Origin of the sequence: Streptomyces sp. CBMA156, assembly GCF_014596515.1 — a bacterium.
Taxonomy (GTDB): Bacteria; Actinomycetota; Actinomycetes; order Streptomycetales; family Streptomycetaceae; genus Kitasatospora.
In genome coordinates this window covers 14,662-34,810 of the sequence record NZ_MSJQ01000049.1, presented here as the reverse complement: position 1 = coordinate 34,810, position 20,149 = coordinate 14,662, and the positions used below count along the sequence as shown (strand labels likewise).

The following is a 20,149-nucleotide window of genomic DNA, read 5'->3' as shown; positions in this document are numbered from 1 at the left end:
GGCGGGCACGGGCCCGCAGCGAGGCGTGAGCCTGCGGATTACTCCGCGGCGGCGTCCTCGGCGGCGGGAGCCGGCGTACCGGCACCGCCCTGCTCGACCTTGTCGCGCAGCGCGTCCACAGTGCGGACGAGCTTCGACGGCAGGGCCTGGAAGAGCGCGGCAGCCTGGGACTGCTTGGCCTTCAGGGCACCCGCCAGCTTGGCGAGCAGCACCTCGCGGGACTCGAGGTCCGCGAGCTTCTTGATCTCATCGGCGGACAGCGCCTTACCGTCAAGGACACCGCCCTTGATGATGAGAGCGGGGTTCTCCTTGGCGAAGTCACGCAGAGCCTTCGCCGACTCCACCGGGTCACCGGTGACGAAGGCGACAGCCGTCGGACCACTGAACAGGTCGTCGAGCTCCGTGATCCCGACCTCATTGGCCGCGATCTTGGTCAGCGTGTTCTTCACCACGGCGTACTCGGCGTTGTCGCCGAGCGAGCGACGCAGGGTCTTGACCTGCTTCACCGAGAGACCGCGGTACTCGGTCAGCAGCGCCGCGGAGGAGCCACGGAACTTGTCCGTGATCTCGGCAACGGCAGCAGCCTTGTCGGGCCTGGCCATAGGCTTACGCCTCCTTCCGTGATGTCGAAGTCGGGCCGACCGCGAAAGTCGACCTGGGTCGCCGTGGACCGACCGGACGGAAGGAAAGCTCCTGCGGAAACGCAATGAGCCCCGGTGCGCAGGCGCACGGGGCTCGTAGCGACCTCAACGGGCGGCCGCGCGGACGCGGTACCCGGAAGTCGAAGCTCCAGACACACCTGCGCGGGCTGCCTGCGACGAAACGCAGATCCTTCGGCCACCGGCTCCCTGACGGGGGCGCGATGACAACCAGCGGTCTTTGGCTTCGGCTAGATTAGCCGGAGCCGGTCGCAAGGTGCAAATCGCCCTCGGACGGAGCAACCGCGGGCGGGCGTCAGGCGGCTCAGCGGGCCAGCGGGGAGACCGTCCGGACCCCGGTGTCCACGGTGTCCGACTCGACCGGCGCCTGCGCCGAGAGCAGTGCCCCGGCGAAGTCGGTGTAGAGCACCGAGTCGTCCGCGCTGCCGCTGTCCCCGCTGCCGGTGCGCTGGAGCCGGACCAGCTGGTCCTTGTCGTTGAGCCAGAGGTCCACGGTGAGCGAGAGCGAGCCGCCCGGCGCGAGCGCGGCCCGGAGGCCGTCCCTGCGGGCCTGGGTCAGCTGGGTCTGGGCGGCCGCGTACTTCTCGGCGGTGGTGGTGATCCGGTAGTGCTCGACGGTCGAGTCCTCGTACTTCTCCTCGCCGACGAAGACCGGGTCCGCCCCCTCTGCGGTGGCCGCGGTCAGCGCCTCGACCGGGTTCAGCAGGTCGATCAGCCCGGCGTAGGGGATCTCCTTGTGGCCGTCCGCGTCCGGCGGCACGGTGAAGCGCTCCCAGTGCCTGCCGCCGTTCCTGGCCGCGGTGGCGGCGTCCCCGCCCTGGTAGGCGACGGTGTCCACGACGATCAGCTGCTCGGACCCGGACGGGGTGGAGCGCTTGATCTGGAGCGCGGTCTTGGGCTGCCAGAACAGCGGGCCCGAGCCGGCGTCCTGGCCGAGCCGGTAGCTGACCTTGGCCCGGCGGGCGGTCTGCATGGCCAGCTGGGCGGAGAGCAGCACCCCGTGCGGCGACCGGTCGGTCGGCTTGGCCTGGGCGCTCGGGGAGGCGGCGGCCGGCGAGGCGTTGGTCGGCGTCGGGCCGCCGGACGGCCCGGCGGGCGCGCCCCCGTCGCACCCGCTCAGCCCGCTCACCAGCAGGGCGACGACGGCCACTGCCGCCAACCGCTGCCGTCCCGCCATCGTCCGTACCCCTCTCGCCCGGCCCCGTCCGACGGCGGCCCTCGCTCCGGCCACCTTGCCACCCGTCCCCGGCCCGCCAGGTGGCGGCCCCCTCGTCGGGGGCCGCCGCCCCTGGCGGATCCACCGGGTCGGCCGAATCCGGCCGGCCCGGCGGACGGATCAGCTCGCGCCGCCGCCCTTGCTGAGCTTCGCCAGCGCGGAGGCCTCCACCACGTCGGACGCGGCCGGCGCGGTGGTGTTCACCGCGGTCCCGTAGTCCGAGTAGAGGACCGAGGCCTTGAACGCGCCGGCCGAGGTGTCACCGGTCTCGGTCCGCTGCACCACCAGCTGGTCGGTGTCGACCCACACGTCGATCCGCTCGCTGGTGATGCCGGACGCGGCCAGCTTCTGCTTGATCCCGTCGAGCTTCTCCTGGCTCAGGCCCTTGCCGGACGCCTTGGCGATGTCGTCGGCGTTGAGCACACCGGAGTAGTGGGTGGTCGCCTTGCCGGCCACCGTCTCCTCGCCGACCTCGGCGACCTTGCCGGTCGCGATCAGCAGCCGCACACCCTCGACCGGGTCCGCGTCCTTGAACTGGTTGGCCGTGCCCCCGGAGGCCTTGGCCTGGTCGGCGGCGCTGTAGTGCACCCAGTGCTTCCCGTCCAGGACCTGGACCGCGTCGCCGCCGACGCGCAGGTACATCCCGTCCTTGGTGAAGCGGTACGGCGCGGACTCGCTGCCGGTGAGGAGCGCGATGCCCTTGCCCAGCGGGGAGCCGGACATGTCCATCGTGAGGTCGCCCTGGAGGCCGTCGGCCCAGGAGATCGCGCCGGTGCCCTTCATGGCGATGTCGCCGATCGTGATGGTCTCGGTGATCTTCGCCGACTTGGCCGCGCCGGTCTTCTGGGTGACCTGCTCCAGGTAGACCGCCGGGCTCGCCTTCTCCGGCTTGGCGCCACCGGTCGGGGCGGCCGACGGGGTGCCGGCCGGCGTGGTGGCGGCGGCCGGGGTCGGCGCGGCCGGGGCGGCGTTCTTGTCGGCGCCCTTGTCGGCGTTGTCGTTGCACGCGGTCGCGGTCAGCGCCAGGGCGGCGAGGACGACGGCGACGGCGGTCTTGCGGGTTCCAGCCATGATTCCCCCCTTGAGGACCCCGGGCCCTCGATGCGCCCGGGTGGTAGCCGGTCGTTGCTGCCGGTGGGCCCGGTGGACGGGCCGCGCCGGATCAGCCGAGCAGCTCGGGCAGGTCGGCCTCGCTGCCGAGGACGCCGACGGCCGGTGCCGCGGTCGCGGCGGCCTTGCCGCGGTTCGCGTCCGTGCCGGTGACGGCGGCCTTGCTGCCCCCGTGAGATCCGATCGGCCCAGAGAAAGGCCGATTGTCAGCTCTTCTCATGTATTTCTCAGGCGGACTCTAACGGATCGTCGGACGCCCCACCCACCCGATATCCCCTCCGCGTCACCCGCCCGCGGGAGGCGCCGGGTCCGCCGCCCCCGAGACCGAGACATCGGTCGTGGTCACCGTGGTTCCCGCGCTCCCCCGGACCGTCTCGCGCAGCCGCAGCAGTTGCTTGCCGGGCCCGACCCAGACGTCGTAGCCGATCGCCGTCACCCCGCGCCGCTGGTACCAGTCCAGTGTGGCGGCGCGCCGCTGCGGGCTCAACTCCTTGTCGCTTCCGAAGAGTTCGGCCACCGGCACGGAGCCCCGGTAGTGCGCGACGGTGGTCCCGGCCAGTTGCTCGGCGCCGAGCGAGCCGAGGGTGACGCCCTGCGCGACCGCGTACGCCCGGCTGCCGGGGCCGGTGATCAGCGTGCTCGTCCAGCCGCCCGCGAAGCCGCCGGGGCCGGCGCCCGCCCCGGGGTCGACCGACTCCGCGGTGCTCCGCTCCGCGTGCTTGGCCGCGCCGTCCTGGTACACGAGGTCGAGCACGCCGTCCTTCACGGTCAGCCGTCCGCTGCCCAGTTCGTCGGTGACGGTCAGCGCGGCCTCGTCCGCCGCACCCCAGACCAGCGAGCCGCTCGCGGTCCGCCGGCCGTCCGGGCCCTCCCGGACCACGTCGATCCGGGCGCTGCCGGCGTCGTCGAGCGCCTGCGCGGCGGCGAGCACCACCTGTTTGGGCGGCACCGGCGCGGGACCGCCCGGGGTCCCCGTGGTCGGGGCGGCCAGCAGGCTGCACCCGGTGGTGGTGGCGAGCAGCAGGGCCGCCACGAGAACGGTGGGGCGAGGGGCGGGCGGCACGGCACACTCCGGCGGTCACAGGTTCTCCACGTGGTCTGACCGCCAGAGCGTACGACGGTTCGGCCGCCCGCTCCCCTCCCCCGATGTCCCGATCCGGCAACCGTTCGGGGAACGACGACGGGCCCGCACCCCCGGTGAAGGGGGTGCGGGCCCGTCGTACGGACTGCGCTAGAGCACGGGTGCTCAGACGGCGGCCGGGTCCTCCTCGACGAGGAGGTTACGGGTGCGGTTCGGGTCCACCAGGATGCCGGGGCCGATGGTGGTCGAGAACGCGGTCTTCTTGATGTAGCGGCCCTTGGCGGCGGACGGCTTGGCGCGGAGCACCTCGTCCAGCGCGGCGGCGTAGTTCTCGACCAGCTGCTCGTCGGTGAAGGAGGCCTTACCGATGATGAAGTGCAGGTTCGAGTGCTTGTCGACGCGGAACTCGATCTTGCCGCCCTTGATGTCGTTGACAGCCTTGGCGACGTCCGGGGTCACGGTGCCGGTCTTCGGGTTCGGCATCAGACCACGGGGACCGAGCACGCGGCCGAGGCGGCCGACCTTGCCCATGAGGTCCGGGGTGGCGACGACGGCGTCGAAGTCCAGCTTGCCCTTCGCGACCTCGTCGATCAGCTCGTCGGCACCGACGATGTCGGCGCCAGCAGCACGCGCGGCCTCGGCACGCTCGCCGGTCGCGAAGACCAGGACCCGAGCGGTCTTACCGGTGCCGTGCGGGAGGATCACGGTGCTGCGGACCATCTGGTCGGCCTTGCGCGGGTCGACACCCAGACGCATGGCGACCTCGACGGTGCCGTCGAACTTGCTGGTGCTGGTCGCCTTGGCGAGGCGGATGGCCTCGAGGGGGGCGTAAAGGCGCTCGCGGTCGACCTGGGCGTCCGCGGCCTTCAGGGCCTTGCTGCGCTTCATGGCTGCTCCTGAATGATGAATGGAGTTGTGGTGTCACGGGCCTGCGCGGGCCCTACCACGGGGATGGCTGAATCAGCTTTTCCCTGACGGGAAGGGAGGTTCTCAGCCCTCGACGGTGATGCCCATCGACCGGGCGGTGCCGGCGATGATCTTCTCCGCGGCGTCCAGGTCGTTGGCGTTCAGGTCGGGCATCTTGACCGTGGCGATGTCACGGACCTGGGCGCTGGTGAGCTTGGCGACCTTGGTCTTGTGCGGCTCGCCGGAGCCCTTCTCGACGCCCGCGGCCTTCAGGATGAGGCGCGCGGCCGGCGGCGTCTTCGTGATGAAGGTGAAGGAACGGTCGTCGTAGACCGTGATCTCCACCGGCACGATCATGCCGCGCTGCGACTCGGTCGCGGCGTTGTAGGCCTTGCAGAACTCCATGATGTTGACGCCGTGCTGACCCAGCGCGGGGCCGACCGGCGGCGCCGGGTTGGCCGCACCGGCGTTGATCTGGAGCTTGATAAGCCCCGTGATCTTCTTCTTCTTGGGAGGCATGTCTCTCCGGGTCCTTCCGAGAGGTGATTGCTGGTGCGTGCGGGACCGGGGCGACACCCTGCCGCCAGCACACACATCGGACCAGGCTAACGCGTTCGCGCCGCTGGACCAAAACGGATCCGGGGCAGGGCCCTCGGCCCTGCCCCGGATCCGAAGACCGTACGACTAGTTCTTCTGGATCTGGTCGAAGGAGAGCTCGACCGGGGTCTCCCGGCCGAAGATCTCGACCAGGCCCTTGACCTTCTTCGAGTCCGGGTTGATCTCGTTGATGGTCGCCTGGAGGGTCGCGAACGGACCGTCGGTGACGGTGACCGAGTCGCCGACCTCGAAGTCCAGCACCTGGATCTCGCTCGGCTTGACCGGCGAGGGCTTGCCGGCGTCCTTGGCCGCCTGGCGCTCGACGTCCGGGGCGAGCATCTTGACGACCTCGTCCAGGGTCAGCGGGTACGGGTCGTAGGCGTTGCCGACGAAGCCGGTGACACCCGGGGTGTTGCGCACGACGCCCCAGGACTCGGGGGTGAGGTCCATGCGCACCAGGACGTAGCCGGGGAGCTTGTTCTGGCGGATGGTCTTGCGGTCGCCGTTCTTGATCTGGACGACCTCCTCCTGCGGCACCTCGGCCTGGAAGATGTACTCCTCGACGTTCAGCGAGACGGCGCGCTGCTCCAGGTTCTGCTTCACCCGGTTCTCGTAGCCGGCGTAGGTGTGGATCACGTACCACTCGCCTGGCATGAAGCGCAGGTCCTCGCGGAACTTGGCGACCGGGTCGACCTCGGCGGCCTCCTCCTCGGCGGCCTCCTCCTCGGTCTCCTCCGCGTCGGCCTCCTCGGCGTCGCCCTCCACGTGCAGCGCGGCCTCCTCGGCGGGCTCGCCGGCCTCGGCCTCGTCGTGCGCCTCGACCTCGTCCTCGTCGCTGTCCGCGGCGTCCACGATCTGCTCGGCGGACTCGACGTCGTCAGCCAGCTCGGCCGCGTCCGGCTCGGCGGCGACATCCGCCTCGCGGACGGTCTCGTCGGCGTCGTACAGGGGGGACTCAGACACGGTGGCTGCTTCTTTCCTGGAGATGGTGAAGGTGGCGCGCTCCTCGACCCGCCCGGTACGCGTCCGCTCGCGCGGGCGCCAGATGAGGTCTCGGAGACTTCAACAGTACCGAGTCCACGGTAGCCGCGCGTACGTCCGGCGCCGACAGCTCGACCCGGGCCGATGAATCGGCCCGGGTCGGAAAGCTGTCTACGGAGGTGGGGCGGCCGGTCAGCCGAAGACCCAGAGACTCAGCTTGGAGAAGCCGTAGTCCAGGCCGGCCACGATGCCCATCATGACCACGACGAAGGTGACCACGACGGCGGTGTAGCTGGTGAGCTCGCCCTTGGTGGGCCAGACGACCTTGCGCAGTTCCGCGATGATCTGGCGGTAGAACAGGCCGATCCGGGCGAACGCGCCCTTCTTGGCCCGCTTGCCGGACTTCTTCTCGCGGCCGCCGCGCTTGCCGGACTTCTCGCCCTCGGCGGGCGTGGCCTCGGCGGCGCCGTCGGCACCCTCGGGGTTGCCGCTCTCAGGCGTTGCGGTGGAGCCCGTGGTCTCCGTCACTCGTCCTCACCTGAATCCGGGTCCTGCCGAGCTTCGCCGCGCACCAGGTGGGGCACGACCAGTCGGCTAGCGGTGCTGATCGGTGCCATCTCCGCATCAAGCCCGCTCACTCCTGTGGAGCGAACGGGCTGAAAACGGATCTAGCAGCAGGGCAAGAGGGACTCGAACCCCCAACCGCCGGTTTTGGAGACCGGTGCTCTACCAATTGAGCTATTGCCCTACGGTGCCTCGCGGCTCCGGTGGCGACCAACCTACCGCATCTCCCCCCGCCGTTCGTACAGGCGGTGAAAGCTCCGGTTTCTTTCGGCGGGCCGTCGAGCAGCGAGTGTACGTGGTCGAGGGGTGTTTGGTCGAACCTCTTCTTCCGGACCGGCCGCTCCCCCGGCGGATGTCCGGCCCGGCGGGGCCCCCACCGACGGATCGCCGGAGCCACGATCCGGACGGGGGCGTACGGATGCCGATACCCCGATGCCCGGTCCGTCCCGGTTCTGCGACGATGCAGGCATGAGCGCTTCCACCCCGCAGCCCGACCAGTCCATCCGCCCCGCCGACCGCCGGGTCTCCGCCCGGATCGGCGCGATCGCCGAGTCCGCGACCCTCGCCGTGGACGCCAAGGCCAAGGCCCTCAAGGCGGCCGGCCGCCCGGTCATCGGCTTCGGCGCCGGCGAGCCCGACTTCCCGACCCCGGGCTACATCGTCGAGGCGGCCGTCGAGGCCTGCCGTGACCCGAAGAACCACCGCTACACCCCGGCGGGTGGCCTGCCCGAGCTGAAGGCCGCGATCGCCGCCAAGACGCTGCGCGACTCCGGCTACGAGGTGGACGCCTCCCAGGTGCTGGTCACCAACGGCGGCAAGCAGGCGATCTACGAGGCCTTCGCGGCGATCCTGGACCCGGGCGACGAGGTCGTCATCCCGGCCCCGTACTGGACCACCTACCCGGAGTCGGTCCAGCTGGCCGGCGGCGTCCCGGTGGAGGTCGTCGCCGACGAGACCACCGGTTACAAGGTCTCGGTCGAGCAGCTGGAGGCCGCCCGCACCGAGAACACCAAGGTCGTGCTGTTCGTCTCGCCGTCCAACCCGACCGGCGCGGTGTACACCGAGGCCGAGGCCGAGGCGATCGGCCGCTGGGCCCTGGAGCACGGCCTGTGGGTGCTCACCGACGAGATCTACGAGCACCTGGTGTACGGCGACGCGACCTTCACCTCGCTGCCGGCCCTGCTGCCCGAGCTGGCCGACAAGTGCATCGTGGTCAACGGCGTCGCCAAGACCTACGCGATGACCGGCTGGCGGGTGGGCTGGGTGATCGGCCCCAAGGACGTCATCAAGGCCGCGACCAACCTCCAGTCGCACGCCACCTCGAACGTCTCCAACGTCGCCCAGCGCGCCGCCCTGGCCGCCGTGGCCGCCGACCTGGACGCGGTCGCCGAGATGCGCGAGGCCTTCGACCGCCGCCGCAGGACCATCGTGCGGATGCTCAACGAGATCGAGGGCGTGCTCTGCCCCGAGCCCGAGGGCGCCTTCTACGTCTACCCGTCGGTGAAGGACCTGCTGGGCAAGGAGATCCGCGGCAGGCGCCCGCAGACCTCCGGCGAGCTGGCCACCCTGATCCTGGACGAGGCCGAGGTCGCGGTCGTCCCGGGCGAGGCCTTCGGCACCCCCGGCTACCTGCGGCTCTCCTACGCGCTCGGCGACGCCGACCTGGTCGAGGGCATCAGCCGGGTCCAGAAGCTGCTCGGCGAGGCCCGCGACTGACCTCGGGTTGCCGACGGACGTCAACCCGATGCCGGGGTTTCACCCGACGCACCGCCCCCTTTCACCCCTTCGGGGGATGGATAGGGGGCGGTTCCCGTTCGGGGGTCGGATACGGCAGTATCGGTGAATGGAACGCCTGTTGAACCCGCGAGACGTCAGGGACCTCCCGAAGGCCCACCTGCACCTGCACTTCACCGGCTCGATGCGGCCCGCCACCCTCCTGGAGCTGGCCGACAAGCACGGCGTCCGGCTGCCGGAGGCACTCAGCTCCGGCGAGCCGCCCAAGCTGCGGGCCACCGACGAACGCGGCTGGTTCCGCTTCCAGCGGCTGTACGACACCGCCCGCTCGGTGCTGCGGGACGAGGAGGACATCCGCCGGCTGGTCCTGGAGACCGCCGAGGACGAGCGGCGGGACGGCTCCCGCTGGCTGGAGATCCAGGTCGACCCGACCTCCTACGCGCCCCGGCTGGGCGGACTGATCCCGGCCCTGGAACTGATCCTGGACGCCGTGGAGCAGGCCGCCGCGGCCACCGGGGTGGGCATCCGGGTCCTGGTCGCGGCCAACCGGATGAAGTCCCCGATGGACGCCAGGACGCTGGCCAGGCTGGCCGTCCGCTACGCCGACCACGGGGTGGTCGGCTTCGGCCTCTCCAACGACGAGCGCCGGGGCCTGGCCAGGGACTTCGACCGGGCCTTCGCGATCGCCCGCAGGGGCGGGCTGCTGGCCGCTCCGCACGGCGGCGAACTGTCCGGCCCCGAGTCGATCCGGGACTGCCTGGACGACCTGGGCGCCGGCCGGATCGGCCACGGCGTGCGGGCCGCCGAGGACCCCCGGCTGATGCAGCGGCTGGCGGACCGGCAGGTCACCTGCGAGGTCTGCCCGTCCTCCAACGTCTCGCTGGGCGTCTACGAGCACCCCGGGGAGGTGCCGCTGCGCCGGCTCTTCGACGCCGGGGTGCCGCTCGCGCTGGGCGCGGACGACCCGCTGCTGTTCGGCAGCCGGCTGGTCGCCCAGTACGAGCTGGTCCGGGACGTACTGGGCTTCTCCGACGCCGAACTCGCCGAGCTGGCACGGCAGTCGGTGCGCGGCTCGGTCGCGCCGGAGGCCGTCCGCAAGGAGCTGCTGGCGGACATCGACGCCTGGCTGGCGGGCAGCCGTGCCCCCGCGGGCGCGGCCGCCGTACCCGCTTAGGGCCCGCCGCCGTACCGGCTCAGAGCTTGACGCCCACCATCACCGGCTCGTTCACCAGCTCCACCCCGAAGGCCTCGCGGACCCCGTCCCGGATCTCCCGGGCCAGCGCCAGCAGGTCGTCGGCGGTGGCCGCGCCGCGGTTGGTGAGCGCCAGGGTGTGCTTGGTGGAGAGCGTCGCCGGGCCGGTGCCGTAGCCCTTGCCGAAGCCCGCCCGGTCGATCAGCCAGGCCGCCGAGGTCTTGGTGCGGCCCTCGGGCGCCGGGTAGGCGGGGGCGTCCTCCGCGCCGGGGCGGGTGCGGAAGGACTCGTACTGCGCGGCCGTGAGCACCGGGTTGGTGAAGAAGGAGCCGGCCGACCAGGTGTCGTGGTCCGCCGGGTCCAGCACCATGCCCTTGCCGGCGCGCAGCAGCAGCACCGCGTTCCAGGCCGTGCCGACCGCCACCCGCTCGCCCTGCTCGACGCCCAGGTGCCTGGCGGTCTCGGCGTAGCGGACGGGGGTGGAGAGCCCGCCGCCGTCCTCCAGCCGGAAGCGGACCCGCAGCACCACGTAGCGGTCCGGCTCCGCCTTGAAGCGGCTGTGCCGGTAGGAGAACGCGCACCCGTCGTTCGAGAGCGTGACCACCTCGTCGGCGGAGCGGTCGTACGCGACCACCTCGGTGATCGACTGCGCGACCTCCTGGCCGTACGCGCCCACGTTCTGCACCGGGGTGGCGCCCACCGAGCCGGGGATGCCGGCCAGGAACTCGATGCCCGCGAGCTCGTGGTCCAGCACGGTGCGGCGGACCACCTCGGACCAGTTCTCGCCGGCCGCGACCTCCAGGCCGGTGCCGTCCAGGACGAAGCCCTCGGTGGCGATCCGCAGCACGGTGCCGGGGAAGCCGGCGTCGCCGATCACCAGGTTGGAACCGCCGCCGAGGACCAGCAGCGGCTCGCCGGCCGCGTCGGCCTCGCGGACGGCCGCGATCACCTCGTCGTCGGTGTGCGCGGTCACCAGGCGGCGGGCCGGGCCGCCGAGCCGGAGCGTGGTCAGCGGGGCGAGGGGAGCGTCGTTTTCTACCAGCACGCCCACCAGCGTACGGGTGGCAGGGGTGCCCCCCGGCACCCCTGCCACCCGGCGGCCCTCAGATCCGCGCGGGCTCGGCCCGCTGCCCGGCCGGCTCCCCCGCCGCCGCGACCGGCGACCTGCGCCGCCGCGGGATGAACACCGCGGCCAGCGCCCCGAGCGCGACGGCTGCCGCGCCGACGTACAGCGCGGAGACCAGCCCGTCCGTGAAGGCCCGCGCCGACTGATAGCCGCCCTGTTCCGAGAACACCGCCGCGAGCACCGCGACCCCGAGCGCCCCGCCGATCTCGCGCAGCGCGTTGTTGGCGCCGGAGGCGATCCCCTGCTCCTGCGGCCGGACGCTGGCCATCACCAGCTGGGCGGTCGGGCCGAAGTACAGCGACATGCCGATCCCGCTGATCACGATGGCCGGGATCTGGGCGACGTAGTCGAGGCCGGTGCTCCCGTCCGCGACCAGGGCGAACAGCGCCAGACCCACGGCCTGCAGCGCCAGCCCGGCGACCACGATCGGCCGGCCGCCGATCCGGTCGGAGACGATGCCCGCGACCGGCGAGACCAGCAGCGGCATCGCCGTCCAGGGCAGCATCCGGATGCCGGCCTCCTGCGGGCTGAAGCCGCCGACGCCCTGGAGGTACTGGCTGATCAGGAAGATCGAGCCGAACATCCCCAGGTACATCAGCAGGCTGGCCGCGTTGACGGCGGAGAAGGCCCGGCTGCGGAACAGCCGCATCGGCAGCATCGGGTGGGCGGCCACCCGCTGCTCGTACCAGACGAAGACGGCCAGCAGCAGGGTGCCGCCGATCAGGGTGCCGAGGACCAGCGGGCTGGTCCAGCCGTCCGGGTTGCCGCGGATCAGGCCGAGCACGATCCCGAACATCCCCAGGCTGACCAGCAGGGTTCCGGGCACGTCCAGCGCCCGGCCCTCGCCCCGGCTCTCGCCGAGCCGCAGGAAGGCCAGCGGCAGCAGGACGAGGCCGACCGGGACGTTCACCCAGAAGATCCACTGCCAGGAGAAGTGCTCAGTCAGCGAGCCCCCGATCAGCGGCCCGGCGGCGACGGCGAGGCCGCTGACTCCCGACCAGATGCCGAAGGCCAGCCCCCGCTTGGCCTCGGGCACGGCGGCGGTGAGCAGGGTGAGGGTGAGCGGCATCATCACCGCGGCCCCGGTGCCCTGCACGGCGCGGGCGGCGATCAGCTCGCCGATGCCCGGGGACAGCGCGGCCGCGGCGGAGCCCGCGGTGAACACGGCCAGGCCGACCAGGAAGATCCGGCGGCGGCCGAAGCGGTCGCCGAGGGCGGCGCCGAACATCAGCAGCACCGCGAAGCTCAGGGTGTAGGCGCTGACCGTCCATTCGAGGTCGGACAGCCCGCCGCCGAGCTCCTCGCGGATGGACGGCAGTGCGGTGGTGACCACCAGGTTGTCCAGCGCGGCCATGAAGCTCGCCACGCTGACGATCACCAGGGTCCAGATCGCGGCCCTGCCCAAGGCCGGTTTCTCCGTCATGACTTCTTCCCCCAGGTTCCTCTAGGTAGTTATTGCTCAATAACTTTGATGGGCCGAAAAGAGGCCGCACGGACACACCGCGCGGCCGGACTACTGCTCGGGCGCCTTGCACTCGTCCAGGCCGCTCCAGACCCGGTGGTCCTGCGGGTAGCCGAGCGCCACCAGGGTGTTGATCAGCATGCCGTGCGCGAAGAACCGCGTGGCGTCCTTCACGTCACCGCCGATCCTGATCCTGACCCGGTCGAACAGGTCCGCCCAGAGCCGCCGGGCGGCCTCGCCGACCTCCTCCTCGCCGGCCGCCCTCGCCGCGGAGACCGAGACGTAGATCTGCATCTGCATCATCAGCTGGTCACGGTCCTCGACCAGGCCCATGTACGCGACGGACATCGCCTCGGCGGCCTCCTCGCCGGACAGCCCGGCCGAGGCCTCGTCGAAGACCCGCCAGGTCTCCTCGACGCAGCGTTCGGCGGCCGCGGCGAAGATCGCCTGCTTGCCCGGGAACAGCCGGAACAGGTACGGCTGCGAGACGCCCACCCGGCGGGCGATCGCCTCCGTGGAGGTGCCGTGGTACCCACCCCTGGCGAACTCGGTCAGGGCGGCCCGGACGACGCTCTCGCGCCGCTCCTCCGCGCTCATCCTGATGCTCGACTTCGCCATGGATATCAAGTTAGTGGTCAATCACTATCTGCGCAAGACCCGCGGCCGGACCGGAGTTCCCGTGGGTACGGGGCTCCGGCCGCCGCGCCGTCCGGCCGGGCGGGCCGCTCAGCCGAGCCGGACGACGGCCCGGGCCATGCCGAGCACCTTCAGGCCGCCCGTGGTGGCCAGCAGGTCGACCTGCACCCGGCCGCCGTCCAGCTTCTTGGCGACCTTGGCCGTGACCTCGACCACCGCGCCCACCCCGTCGTTCGGCACCGGCACCGGGCGGGTGAAGCGCACGCCGTACTCGACCACCGCGGCCGGGTCGCCGACCCAGTCGGTGACCACCCGGATCGCCTCGGCCATGGTGAACATGCCGTGCGCGATCACGTCCGGCAGGCCGACCTCCAGGGCGAACTTCTCGTTCCAGTGGATCGGGTTGAAGTCACCGGAGGCGCCCGCGTACCGCACCAGCGCGTCGCGGGTCACCGGGAAGGACTGCGCCGGCAGCTCGGTGCCGGCCTCGACCTCGTCGTAGCTGATCGCCATCGCGCTCACTCCCCCGCCTCGTCGGCGGCCCGGGCCACCAGGGTCATGACCGACGTCACCACGTGCTCGCCGGTCGCGTCCGTCACCTCGCCACGCACGGTGAGCACGTCGTTGCCCGCCAGTGACTTGATGTTGTCGATGGTCACCGAGACCGACAGCCGGTCACCGGCCCGCACCGGGCGGGTGTAGGCGAACTTCTGGTCGCCGTGCACCACCCGGCTGAAGTCCAGGCCCAGCTCCGGGTCCTCGACCACCTGGCCGGCCGCGCGGTAGGTGATCACGAACGGGAAGGTCGGCGGGGCGATCACATCGGGGTGGCCCAGTTCCTTCGCCGCCTCCGGGTCGGTGTACGCCGGATTGGCGTCGCCGATCGCGGCCGCGAACTCGCGGATCTTCTCCCGGCCGACCTCGTACGGCTCGGTGGGCGGGTAACTACGCCCGATGAAGGAGGGGTCGAGCGCCATGGCAGCTCCTCGTCACGCGGATGGATACGAAAAAGACTCCGGACCGCACCCCTGTGAGGGATGCGGTCCGGAGTCGAAGACCTGGTGTCACGCAGGCCCGTTGCCCTGCAAGAGGGTCAGCGGGTCTCGCGGTGCGCGGTGTGCGAGTTGCAGCGGGGGCAGTGCTTCTTCATCTCAAGACGGTCCGGGTCGTTACGCCGGTTCTTCTTGGTGATGTAGTTCCGCTCCTTGCACTCCACGCAGGCCAGCGTGATCTTCGGGCGGACATCGGTGGCAGCCACGGGAGTGCCTTCCTTGGACAACGAATAAGAACACGACAAGAGTAGCCGACCGGGAGTGCGATCTCCCGACCGACTACGCGGGGTAGCGGTGACCGGACTTGAACCGGTGACACAGCGATTATGAGCCGCTTGCTCTACCAACTGAGCTACACCGCCACAGTGATCCGCGGCACAGCCGAAGCTGACCGTTTCTCACCGAGCCCCCATGCGGAATCGAACCGCAGACCTTCTCCTTACCATGGAGACGCTCTACCGACTGAGCTATAGGGGCGAACGAGGAAGAGATTACACGTTCCGCGCCCGGAGGTGAAATCCGTATCCCGCGGCGAAGACCGCAGGTGGGCGAGGGGTACGGACGAACGATCCAAGGCCCGGCGTTCGATCGGCCCCCGGGCCCCGCGGCCCGACCCGATACGACTATTGCCCGCCTCCCGGCGCCCCGCCCCCCGGGCCCATAGGCTCGGCGCTCATTGATCGGGAGGACTGGCCGGCGGTACCGGCCAGCCGTACGGGGGCCGACCGCACGGGCCGCCCCGAGAAGGAGCCGGCGATGGACAGCGCAGCCGCCGACGGGCCGCACTCCGGGCCCGGCCCGGCGGCCAACCCGCTCGGGCACGGCCCCGTCCTGCTGCTCACCGGCGCCCGGCTGGCCGACGGGCGGGTGGTGGACGTCAGGATCAGCGGCGACCGGATCCAGGCCGTCGGCACCGTCGGCAGCCTCGGCCCGCTGCCCGCCCTGCCCGGCGCTCCCACCGTCACCACCGGCGCCCGGATCGACCTGCGCGGCTACCTGCTGCTGCCGGCCCCCGCCGAGGCGCACGCCCACTACGACTCCGCCTTCTCCGCCGCCCTGTCCACCCCGCCGCCGGACACCCCGGCCGACCTCACCCGCAGGGTCACCGAGGCCGCGCTGACCTCCCTCGGCTACGGCGCCACCGCCCAGCGCACCCACGTCCGGATCGGCGACGTGCACGGGCTGCGCCGGCTGGAGGCGGTGCTCACCGCCCGGCAGGCGCTGCGCGGGCTGGCCGAGCTCCAGGCGGTGGCGATGCCCCGGCTGCTCACCGGACGGGCCGGCGCGGACGGCCGGGCCCAGCTGCGCGACGCGCTCAAGCTGGGCGCCACCGCGGCCGGCGGCTGCCCCGAACTGGACCCGGACCCGGCCGGCTACGTCCAGCTGCTGCTGGAGGCGGCCCGGGAGGCGGACTGCCCGGTGGACCTGCACACCAGCGCCGCCGACCCGGTCCAACTCGCCCGAATGGCAGGGGCGTTGGCGCCACTGCGGCCACGGGTGACGCTCGGCCCGTGCGGGTCGCTGCCCCGGGGCGCGTCGACCGTGCTGGCGACCAGCGGAGTGCGGGTGGTCTGCCTGCCGCAGAGCGGCTGCTGCACCGGGATCGAAGGCCGGACGACGGGCCTGCGGCCCGGCCTGGTACGGGAGTTGGCGGACGCCCGGGTGCCGCTGGCGGCGGGCAGCGGGGCGCTGCGCGATCCGTCCAACCCGGTCGGCCGGGCCGATCCGCTGGAGTCGGCCTATCTGCTGGCGGCCGGCGGGGAGCTGGACCCGCAGGAGGCGTACGACGCGGTGGCGAACCGGGCCCGGGCGGCGCTCGGCCTGCCGCCGGTCCGGGTGGACGCCGGGTTCCCCGCGGAGCTGCTGGCGGTGCGCGGGGACAGCCTGTCCGGGGCGCTCGCGGGCGGGCACAGCCGGCTGGTGGTGCACAGCGGCCGGGTGGTCAGCCGGACCAGCGCGGTGCGGGAGTTCGCGGACACGGTGGCGCTGGCGCTGCCCCGGCAGTCCGGCGGCACCGACTGCTGATCCTGGCCTGGCTCGGGCCGCGGGCCCGGCTCGCGACCGGCTCGGGTCCGGCCCGGAAAGCACATGGGGGCGCGCGACGGATGTCGCGCGCCCCTCCCCCACCTGCTGGCCGTCCGTGGACGGCGGCCGGAGCGGCCCCAGACCTCCCCCACACGGAGCAGGGCCCGCTCCTTCACCACCGACGCTACGCCCGCGAAGCACCGCCACCGGACGGCCTTGACGCCCTCCTGTCGCCCGGAGAGCCGCTCTTGACGGCTCGTTGACGGCTCGTTGACGGCGCGCACCGACGACCGCGCGCCGGTCCGTCACGGCACGTACCAGTCCTTCACGGCACGTACCGGTACCCGATCCCCGGCTCGGTGATCAGGTGCCGCGGCCGGGCCGGGTCCCGCTCCAGCTTGCGGCGCAGCCCGGCGAAGTAGACCCGCAGGTAGTTGCCGCGCCCCTCCTGGGCCGGGCCCCACACCTCGCGCAGGATCTGCCTCCCCGGCACCAGCCGGCCGGGGTCGGCGAGCAGCAGGGCGAGGATGCGCCACTCGGTCGGGGTGAGCCTGACCGGGCCGTTCGGGCCGTTCACCGTGGTGGCCGCGAGGTCCACGGTGTGGTCGCCGATCACCGGCCGGCCCGGCGGCGGGCCGGTCTGCGGCCGGCGCAGCACGGCGCGCAGCCGGGCCAGCAGTTCGTCCATCAGGAACGGCTTGGTGAGGTAGTCGTCGGCCCCCGCGTCCAGGGCGCCCACCTTGTCGGCGGCGTCGGTCCGGCCGGAGAGCACGATGATCGGCATCGCGCTGCGGGTGCGCAGACCGCGCAGCACGTCCATCCCGTCGAGGTCGGGCAGGCCGAGGTCGAGCAGGACGGCGTCCGGGACGGAGTGCGCGGCACGGTCGAGCGCCTCGCCGCCGCTGGCGGCGGTGCGGACGGCGTACTGCCGGGCGCTGAGGTTGATCCGCAGGGTGCGCAGCAGGGCGGGCTCGTCGTCGACGACCAGGATCTCGCTCATGCCTCCGCCTCTCCCCCGGTCCGCGGCCGGGGATGCCCCCACCGATCGACGGTCGCTTCGCGGGGCGCGCTTCGCTCACTCATGCGGTGGCTCCTCCCCGGGGTCTCCGGGTTCGACGGAAGTGGGCTCGACGGAAGTGGGTTCGACGGAAGTGGGTTCGACGGAAGTGGGTTCGACGGAAGTGGGTTCGGCGGGAGCGGGCTCGGCGGGAGCGGGCTCGGTGGCGGCAGGGTCCGCGGCGGGCAGGGTGAGCAGCATGGTGGTGCCGCCGCCCGGGGTGTCCTCGACCTCCAGACTGCCGCCCATCGCCTCGGCGAGGCCCCGGGAGAGGGCGAGGCCGAGGCCGACGCCGGTGGTGTTGTCGGTGTCACCGAGGCGCTGGAAGGGCAGGAAGACCCGGTCGCGGTCCTCCGGGGCGATGCCGGGGCCGCGGTCGATCACCCGGATCTCGACCTGGTCGGCGTGGTGGCTGGCGGTGACCAGGACGGGTGCGCCGGGGGCGTTGTACCGCAGCGCGTTGGTGATCACGTTGGCGAGCACCCGCTCCAGCAGCGGCGGGTCGGCGAGCACCGGCGGGACGGTGTCGAAGTCGAGCGGCTGGATCGGGGCGTACGGGTCCGGGAGGCTGTCGAGCGCCCGGGGCAGGATCTCGTCCAGGTGGGTCACGGTGAGGTGCAGGGTGAGCGCGCCGGCCTGGAGGCGGCTCATGTCGAGCAGGTTGTCGACCAGCCGGGTGAGCTTGACCAGCGACTCGTCGGCGGTGGCGAGGAGTTCGGCCTGGTCCTCGGGCGAGAACTCGACGTCGGGGCTGCGCAGCGAGCCGACCGAGGCGAGGGCGGCGGCCAGCGGGGTGCGCAGGTCGTGGCTGACGGCGGCGAGCAGGGCGGTGCGCATCCGGTCGGCTGCCTTGATCGGCTCGACCTCGGCGGCGGCCACGGCCAGCCGGTCGCGTTCCAGCGCGGCGGCGACGTGGGCGGCGAAGGCGGTCAGCACCCGCTGGTCGGCGGCGGGCAGCCGGCGACCGGTGAGCACCAGGACGGCGTCCGCGCCGACCGGGACCTCGGTGGTCTCGTGCGGCCCGGCGCCGTCGCCCCTGGGGTCGTCCTCCCGGCACGCGAGCACCTCGCCGTCGGCCCGGGAGAGCAGGGCGACGGCCCGCATGCCGAAGGCCGTCCTGGACTTCTCCAGCAGGGCGGGCAGCGCGTCGGCGCCGCGCAGCACGCTGCCGGCCAGGGTGGAGAGGGTCTCGGCCTCGGCGGTGGCCCTGGCGGCCCGGCTGGTGAGCCGTCCGGCGTGGTCGACCACGGTGGAGACGGTGAGCCCGATGGCGGCGAAGACCACCAGGGCGACGATGTTGTTGGTCTCGCCGATGGTCAGGCTGTGGATCGGCGGGATGAAGTAGTAGTTGAGCAGCACCGAGGCGACGACCGACGCCACCAGGGCCGACACCGCGCCGCCGAGCAGGGCGACGATGACCACGCCGAGCTGGAAGATCAGCGCGTCGGTGGTCAGGTTGATGCTGTGGTCGGCCTGCGAGAGCAGGCCGGTGAGCAGCCAGGGCAGCGCGAGGCCGGCCAGGTAGCCGGCGATGGTGCGGCGCCGGGAGTGCCGGCGGCCGAGCGAGGGCAGCCGGCCGCGGCCGGTGAACTCGTGGGTGACCATGTGGACGTCGATGTCCTCGGAGTCGTCCACGGTGGTCTGCCCGGTACCGGGGCCGGTGAGGAAGCGGTTGATCCGGCCGCGGCGGCTGGTGCCGAGCACCAGCTGGGTGGCGTGGTGGGCGCGGGCGAAGGTGAGCAGCGCGGTGGGGACGTCGTCGCCGACCACCACGTGGTAGCTGCCGCCGAGGGTCTCCACCAGCTGCCGCTGCTGGGCGAGCGCGGCGGAGGAGGCGCCGGCCAGGCCGTCGCTGCGGGAGACGTGGACGGCCAGCAGTTCGCCGCCGGCCGTCCGGTCGGAGATCCGGGCGCCGCGGCGGATCAGGGTCTCGCCCTCGGGGCCGCCGGTGAGGGCGACCACGACCCGCTCGCGGGTCTCCCAGACCCGGTCGATGTTGTGGCTGGCCCGGTAGTCGCGCAGGCCCTCGTCCACCCGCCCGGCCACCCAGAGCAGGGCGAGTTCGCGCAGGGCGGTCAGGTTGCCGACCCGGAAGTAGTTGGAGAGCGCGGCGTCCACCTTCTCCGCCTTGTAGACGTTGCCGTGGGCCATCCGGCGGCGCAGGGCCTGCGGGGCCATGTCGACGAGTTCGATCTGGTCGGCCCGGCGGACCACCTCGTCCGGGACGGTCTCGCGCTGCGGGATGCCGGTGATCTTCCGGACGACGTCGTTCAGCGATTCCAGGTGCTGGATGTTGACGGTGGTGATGACGTCGATCCCGGCGGCGAGCAGTTCCTCGACGTCCTGCCAGCGCTTGGCGTGCCGGCCGCCGGGGATGTTGGTGTGCGCCAGCTCGTCCACCAGCACGACGGCCGGGTGGCGGGCGAGCACGCCGTCGAGGTCCATCTCCTCGAACTCGGCGTCCCGGTAGGAGCGGTGGGCTCGCGGCAGGACCTCCAGGCCGGCCAGCATGGCCTCGGTGCGGCGCCGGCCGTGGCACTCGATGAACCCGACCACGACATCGACCCCGCGCTCCTGTCTGCGCCGGGCCTCGTCCAGCATCCGGTAGGTCTTGCCGACCCCCGGCGCGGAGCCGAGGTACACCCTCAGCCGGCCGCCGCGGATTCCGGTGCCGGGGGTGAGGTCGCGGGCCATGGGCGCTGCTCTTTCCATCGGGAGGCGGTGCACGTCTGCGGACGCGGGCCGGCCCGG

Annotated in this window: 20 protein-coding genes and 3 tRNA genes; 3 read left to right on the top strand and 20 right to left on the bottom strand. The window is 72.4% G+C overall.

Going from position 1 to position 20,149, the window contains the following annotated elements; genetic code table 11:
• Window positions 1-38: 38 nt before the first annotated feature.
• The 10 genes from rplJ to BU198_RS03720 form a co-directional block, all read right to left on the bottom strand.
• A complete protein-coding gene (gene rplJ / locus BU198_RS03765; RefSeq protein WP_030232356.1) occupies window positions 39-602 on the bottom strand; it encodes a 50S ribosomal protein L10 in 564 nt (187 codons plus the stop codon).
• A 361-nt stretch (window positions 603-963) separates the two neighbouring features.
• Window positions 964-1,836: a hypothetical protein gene (locus BU198_RS03760; protein WP_188295379.1), complete on the bottom strand. Its 873-nt coding sequence runs from the start codon at window positions 1,834-1,836 to the stop codon at window positions 964-966.
• Window positions 1,837-1,995: 159 nt separating this feature from the next.
• A complete protein-coding gene (locus BU198_RS03755) occupies window positions 1,996-2,946 on the bottom strand; it encodes a hypothetical protein (protein ID WP_188295378.1) in 951 nt (316 codons plus the stop codon).
• A gap of 91 nt (window positions 2,947-3,037) precedes the next feature.
• Window positions 3,038-3,205: a hypothetical protein gene (locus BU198_RS03750; RefSeq protein WP_188295377.1), complete on the bottom strand. Its 168-nt coding sequence runs from the start codon at window positions 3,203-3,205 to the stop codon at window positions 3,038-3,040.
• Window positions 3,206-3,268: 63 nt separating this feature from the next.
• Complete coding sequence (locus BU198_RS03745) at window positions 3,269-4,048, bottom strand: hypothetical protein (RefSeq protein ID WP_188295376.1); 780 nt, start codon at window positions 4,046-4,048, stop codon at window positions 3,269-3,271.
• Between the two features lie 183 nt (window positions 4,049-4,231).
• Window positions 4,232-4,954 carry a 50S ribosomal protein L1 gene (gene rplA, locus BU198_RS03740; protein WP_045939618.1) on the bottom strand — a complete coding sequence of 241 codons (723 nt, stop codon included), beginning with the start codon at window positions 4,952-4,954 and terminating at the stop codon, window positions 4,232-4,234.
• A 102-nt stretch (window positions 4,955-5,056) separates the two neighbouring features.
• Window positions 5,057-5,491: a 50S ribosomal protein L11 gene (rplK, locus tag BU198_RS03735; protein WP_188295375.1), complete on the bottom strand. Its 435-nt coding sequence runs from the start codon at window positions 5,489-5,491 to the stop codon at window positions 5,057-5,059.
• Window positions 5,492-5,656: 165 nt separating this feature from the next.
• Window positions 5,657-6,532: a transcription termination/antitermination protein NusG gene (gene nusG / locus BU198_RS03730; protein WP_188295374.1), complete on the bottom strand. Its 876-nt coding sequence runs from the start codon at window positions 6,530-6,532 to the stop codon at window positions 5,657-5,659.
• Window positions 6,533-6,742: 210 nt separating this feature from the next.
• Window positions 6,743-7,078: a preprotein translocase subunit SecE gene (gene secE / locus BU198_RS43690; RefSeq protein WP_188295373.1), complete on the bottom strand. Its 336-nt coding sequence runs from the start codon at window positions 7,076-7,078 to the stop codon at window positions 6,743-6,745.
• Between the two features lie 147 nt (window positions 7,079-7,225).
• Window positions 7,226-7,298: transfer RNA gene (locus BU198_RS03720), tRNA-Trp, on the bottom strand.
• A gap of 284 nt (window positions 7,299-7,582) precedes the next feature.
• Between BU198_RS03720 and BU198_RS03715 the strand changes: the two genes are divergently transcribed.
• Complete coding sequence (locus tag BU198_RS03715) at window positions 7,583-8,830, top strand: pyridoxal phosphate-dependent aminotransferase (RefSeq protein WP_188295372.1); 1,248 nt, start codon at window positions 7,583-7,585, stop codon at window positions 8,828-8,830.
• Between the two features lie 127 nt (window positions 8,831-8,957).
• On the top strand, window positions 8,958-10,022 hold the full coding sequence (locus tag BU198_RS03710) for an adenosine deaminase (RefSeq protein ID WP_188295371.1): 1,065 nt from the start codon (window positions 8,958-8,960) through the stop codon (window positions 10,020-10,022).
• Between the two features lie 19 nt (window positions 10,023-10,041).
• Here BU198_RS03710 and BU198_RS03705 read toward each other — a convergent pair whose 3' ends face one another.
• The 8 genes from BU198_RS03705 to BU198_RS03670 form a co-directional block, all read right to left on the bottom strand.
• Window positions 10,042-11,124, bottom strand: a complete 1,083-nt coding sequence (locus BU198_RS03705; RefSeq protein ID WP_317619948.1) for a UDP-N-acetylmuramate dehydrogenase — start codon at window positions 11,122-11,124, stop codon at window positions 10,042-10,044.
• 19 nt (window positions 11,125-11,143) lie between these two features.
• Complete coding sequence (locus BU198_RS03700) at window positions 11,144-12,589, bottom strand: MFS transporter (RefSeq protein WP_188295369.1); 1,446 nt, start codon at window positions 12,587-12,589, stop codon at window positions 11,144-11,146.
• A 90-nt stretch (window positions 12,590-12,679) separates the two neighbouring features.
• On the bottom strand, window positions 12,680-13,246 hold the full coding sequence (locus BU198_RS03695) for a TetR/AcrR family transcriptional regulator (protein WP_223243885.1): 567 nt from the start codon (window positions 13,244-13,246) through the stop codon (window positions 12,680-12,682).
• 108 nt (window positions 13,247-13,354) lie between these two features.
• Window positions 13,355-13,777, bottom strand: coding sequence for a MaoC family dehydratase (locus BU198_RS03690; RefSeq protein WP_188295368.1), 423 nt, complete (start codon window positions 13,775-13,777; stop codon window positions 13,355-13,357).
• 5 nt (window positions 13,778-13,782) lie between these two features.
• Window positions 13,783-14,241 (bottom strand): MaoC family dehydratase N-terminal domain-containing protein, encoded by a 459-nt coding sequence (locus tag BU198_RS03685; protein WP_188295367.1) that lies wholly within the window; start codon window positions 14,239-14,241, stop codon window positions 13,783-13,785.
• A gap of 116 nt (window positions 14,242-14,357) precedes the next feature.
• Entirely contained in the window at window positions 14,358-14,522 is a 165-nt protein-coding gene (gene rpmG / locus BU198_RS03680) for a 50S ribosomal protein L33 (RefSeq protein WP_006604855.1), read from the bottom strand.
• An 83-nt stretch (window positions 14,523-14,605) separates the two neighbouring features.
• Window positions 14,606-14,678, bottom strand: a tRNA-Met gene (locus tag BU198_RS03675).
• A gap of 42 nt (window positions 14,679-14,720) precedes the next feature.
• Window positions 14,721-14,793 (bottom strand) — tRNA-Thr (locus BU198_RS03670).
• Between the two features lie 279 nt (window positions 14,794-15,072).
• Here BU198_RS03670 and BU198_RS03665 point away from each other — a divergent pair.
• Window positions 15,073-16,341 carry a hydrolase gene (locus tag BU198_RS03665; RefSeq protein WP_188295366.1) on the top strand — a complete coding sequence of 423 codons (1,269 nt, stop codon included), beginning with the start codon at window positions 15,073-15,075 and terminating at the stop codon, window positions 16,339-16,341.
• Between the two features lie 325 nt (window positions 16,342-16,666).
• Here the strand turns inward: BU198_RS03665 and BU198_RS03660 are convergent, their stop codons facing one another.
• Both BU198_RS03660 and BU198_RS03655 read right to left on the bottom strand, forming a co-directional pair.
• A complete protein-coding gene (locus BU198_RS03660) occupies window positions 16,667-17,341 on the bottom strand; it encodes a response regulator (protein WP_188295365.1) in 675 nt (224 codons plus the stop codon).
• A gap of 75 nt (window positions 17,342-17,416) precedes the next feature.
• Window positions 17,417-20,092 (bottom strand): sensor histidine kinase, encoded by a 2,676-nt coding sequence (locus BU198_RS03655; protein ID WP_188295364.1) that lies wholly within the window; start codon window positions 20,090-20,092, stop codon window positions 17,417-17,419.
• Window positions 20,093-20,149: the final 57 nt, after the last annotated feature.

Excerpts from the sequence above, each read along its gene's own strand:
- BU198_RS03760 (WP_188295379.1), bottom strand. The coding sequence starts at position 1,836 with ATGGCGGGACGGCAGCGGTTGGCGGCAGTGGCCGTCGTCGCCCTGCTG.
- BU198_RS03655 (WP_188295364.1), bottom strand. The coding sequence starts at position 20,092 with ATGGCCCGCGACCTCACCCCCGGCACCGGAATCCGCGGCGGCCGGCTG.
- rplK (WP_188295375.1), bottom strand. The coding sequence starts at position 5,491 with ATGCCTCCCAAGAAGAAGAAGATCACGGGGCTTATCAAGCTCCAGATC.
- BU198_RS03715 (WP_188295372.1), top strand. The coding sequence starts at position 7,583 with ATGAGCGCTTCCACCCCGCAGCCCGACCAGTCCATCCGCCCCGCCGAC.
- BU198_RS03695 (WP_223243885.1), bottom strand. The coding sequence starts at position 13,246 with ATGGCGAAGTCGAGCATCAGGATGAGCGCGGAGGAGCGGCGCGAGAGC.
- BU198_RS03755 (WP_188295378.1), bottom strand. The coding sequence starts at position 2,946 with ATGGCTGGAACCCGCAAGACCGCCGTCGCCGTCGTCCTCGCCGCCCTG.
- BU198_RS03660 (WP_188295365.1), bottom strand. The coding sequence starts at position 17,341 with ATGAGCGAGATCCTGGTCGTCGACGACGAGCCCGCCCTGCTGCGCACC.
- BU198_RS03710 (WP_188295371.1), top strand. The coding sequence starts at position 8,958 with ATGGAACGCCTGTTGAACCCGCGAGACGTCAGGGACCTCCCGAAGGCC.
- BU198_RS03750 (WP_188295377.1), bottom strand. The coding sequence starts at position 3,205 with ATGAGAAGAGCTGACAATCGGCCTTTCTCTGGGCCGATCGGATCTCAC.
- BU198_RS03665 (WP_188295366.1), top strand. The coding sequence starts at position 15,073 with ATGGACAGCGCAGCCGCCGACGGGCCGCACTCCGGGCCCGGCCCGGCG.
- rplA (WP_045939618.1), bottom strand. The coding sequence starts at position 4,954 with ATGAAGCGCAGCAAGGCCCTGAAGGCCGCGGACGCCCAGGTCGACCGC.
- rplJ (WP_030232356.1), bottom strand. The coding sequence starts at position 602 with ATGGCCAGGCCCGACAAGGCTGCTGCCGTTGCCGAGATCACGGACAAG.
- BU198_RS03700 (WP_188295369.1), bottom strand. The coding sequence starts at position 12,589 with ATGACGGAGAAACCGGCCTTGGGCAGGGCCGCGATCTGGACCCTGGTG.
- BU198_RS03690 (WP_188295368.1), bottom strand. The coding sequence starts at position 13,777 with ATGGCGATCAGCTACGACGAGGTCGAGGCCGGCACCGAGCTGCCGGCG.
- BU198_RS03685 (WP_188295367.1), bottom strand. The coding sequence starts at position 14,241 with ATGGCGCTCGACCCCTCCTTCATCGGGCGTAGTTACCCGCCCACCGAG.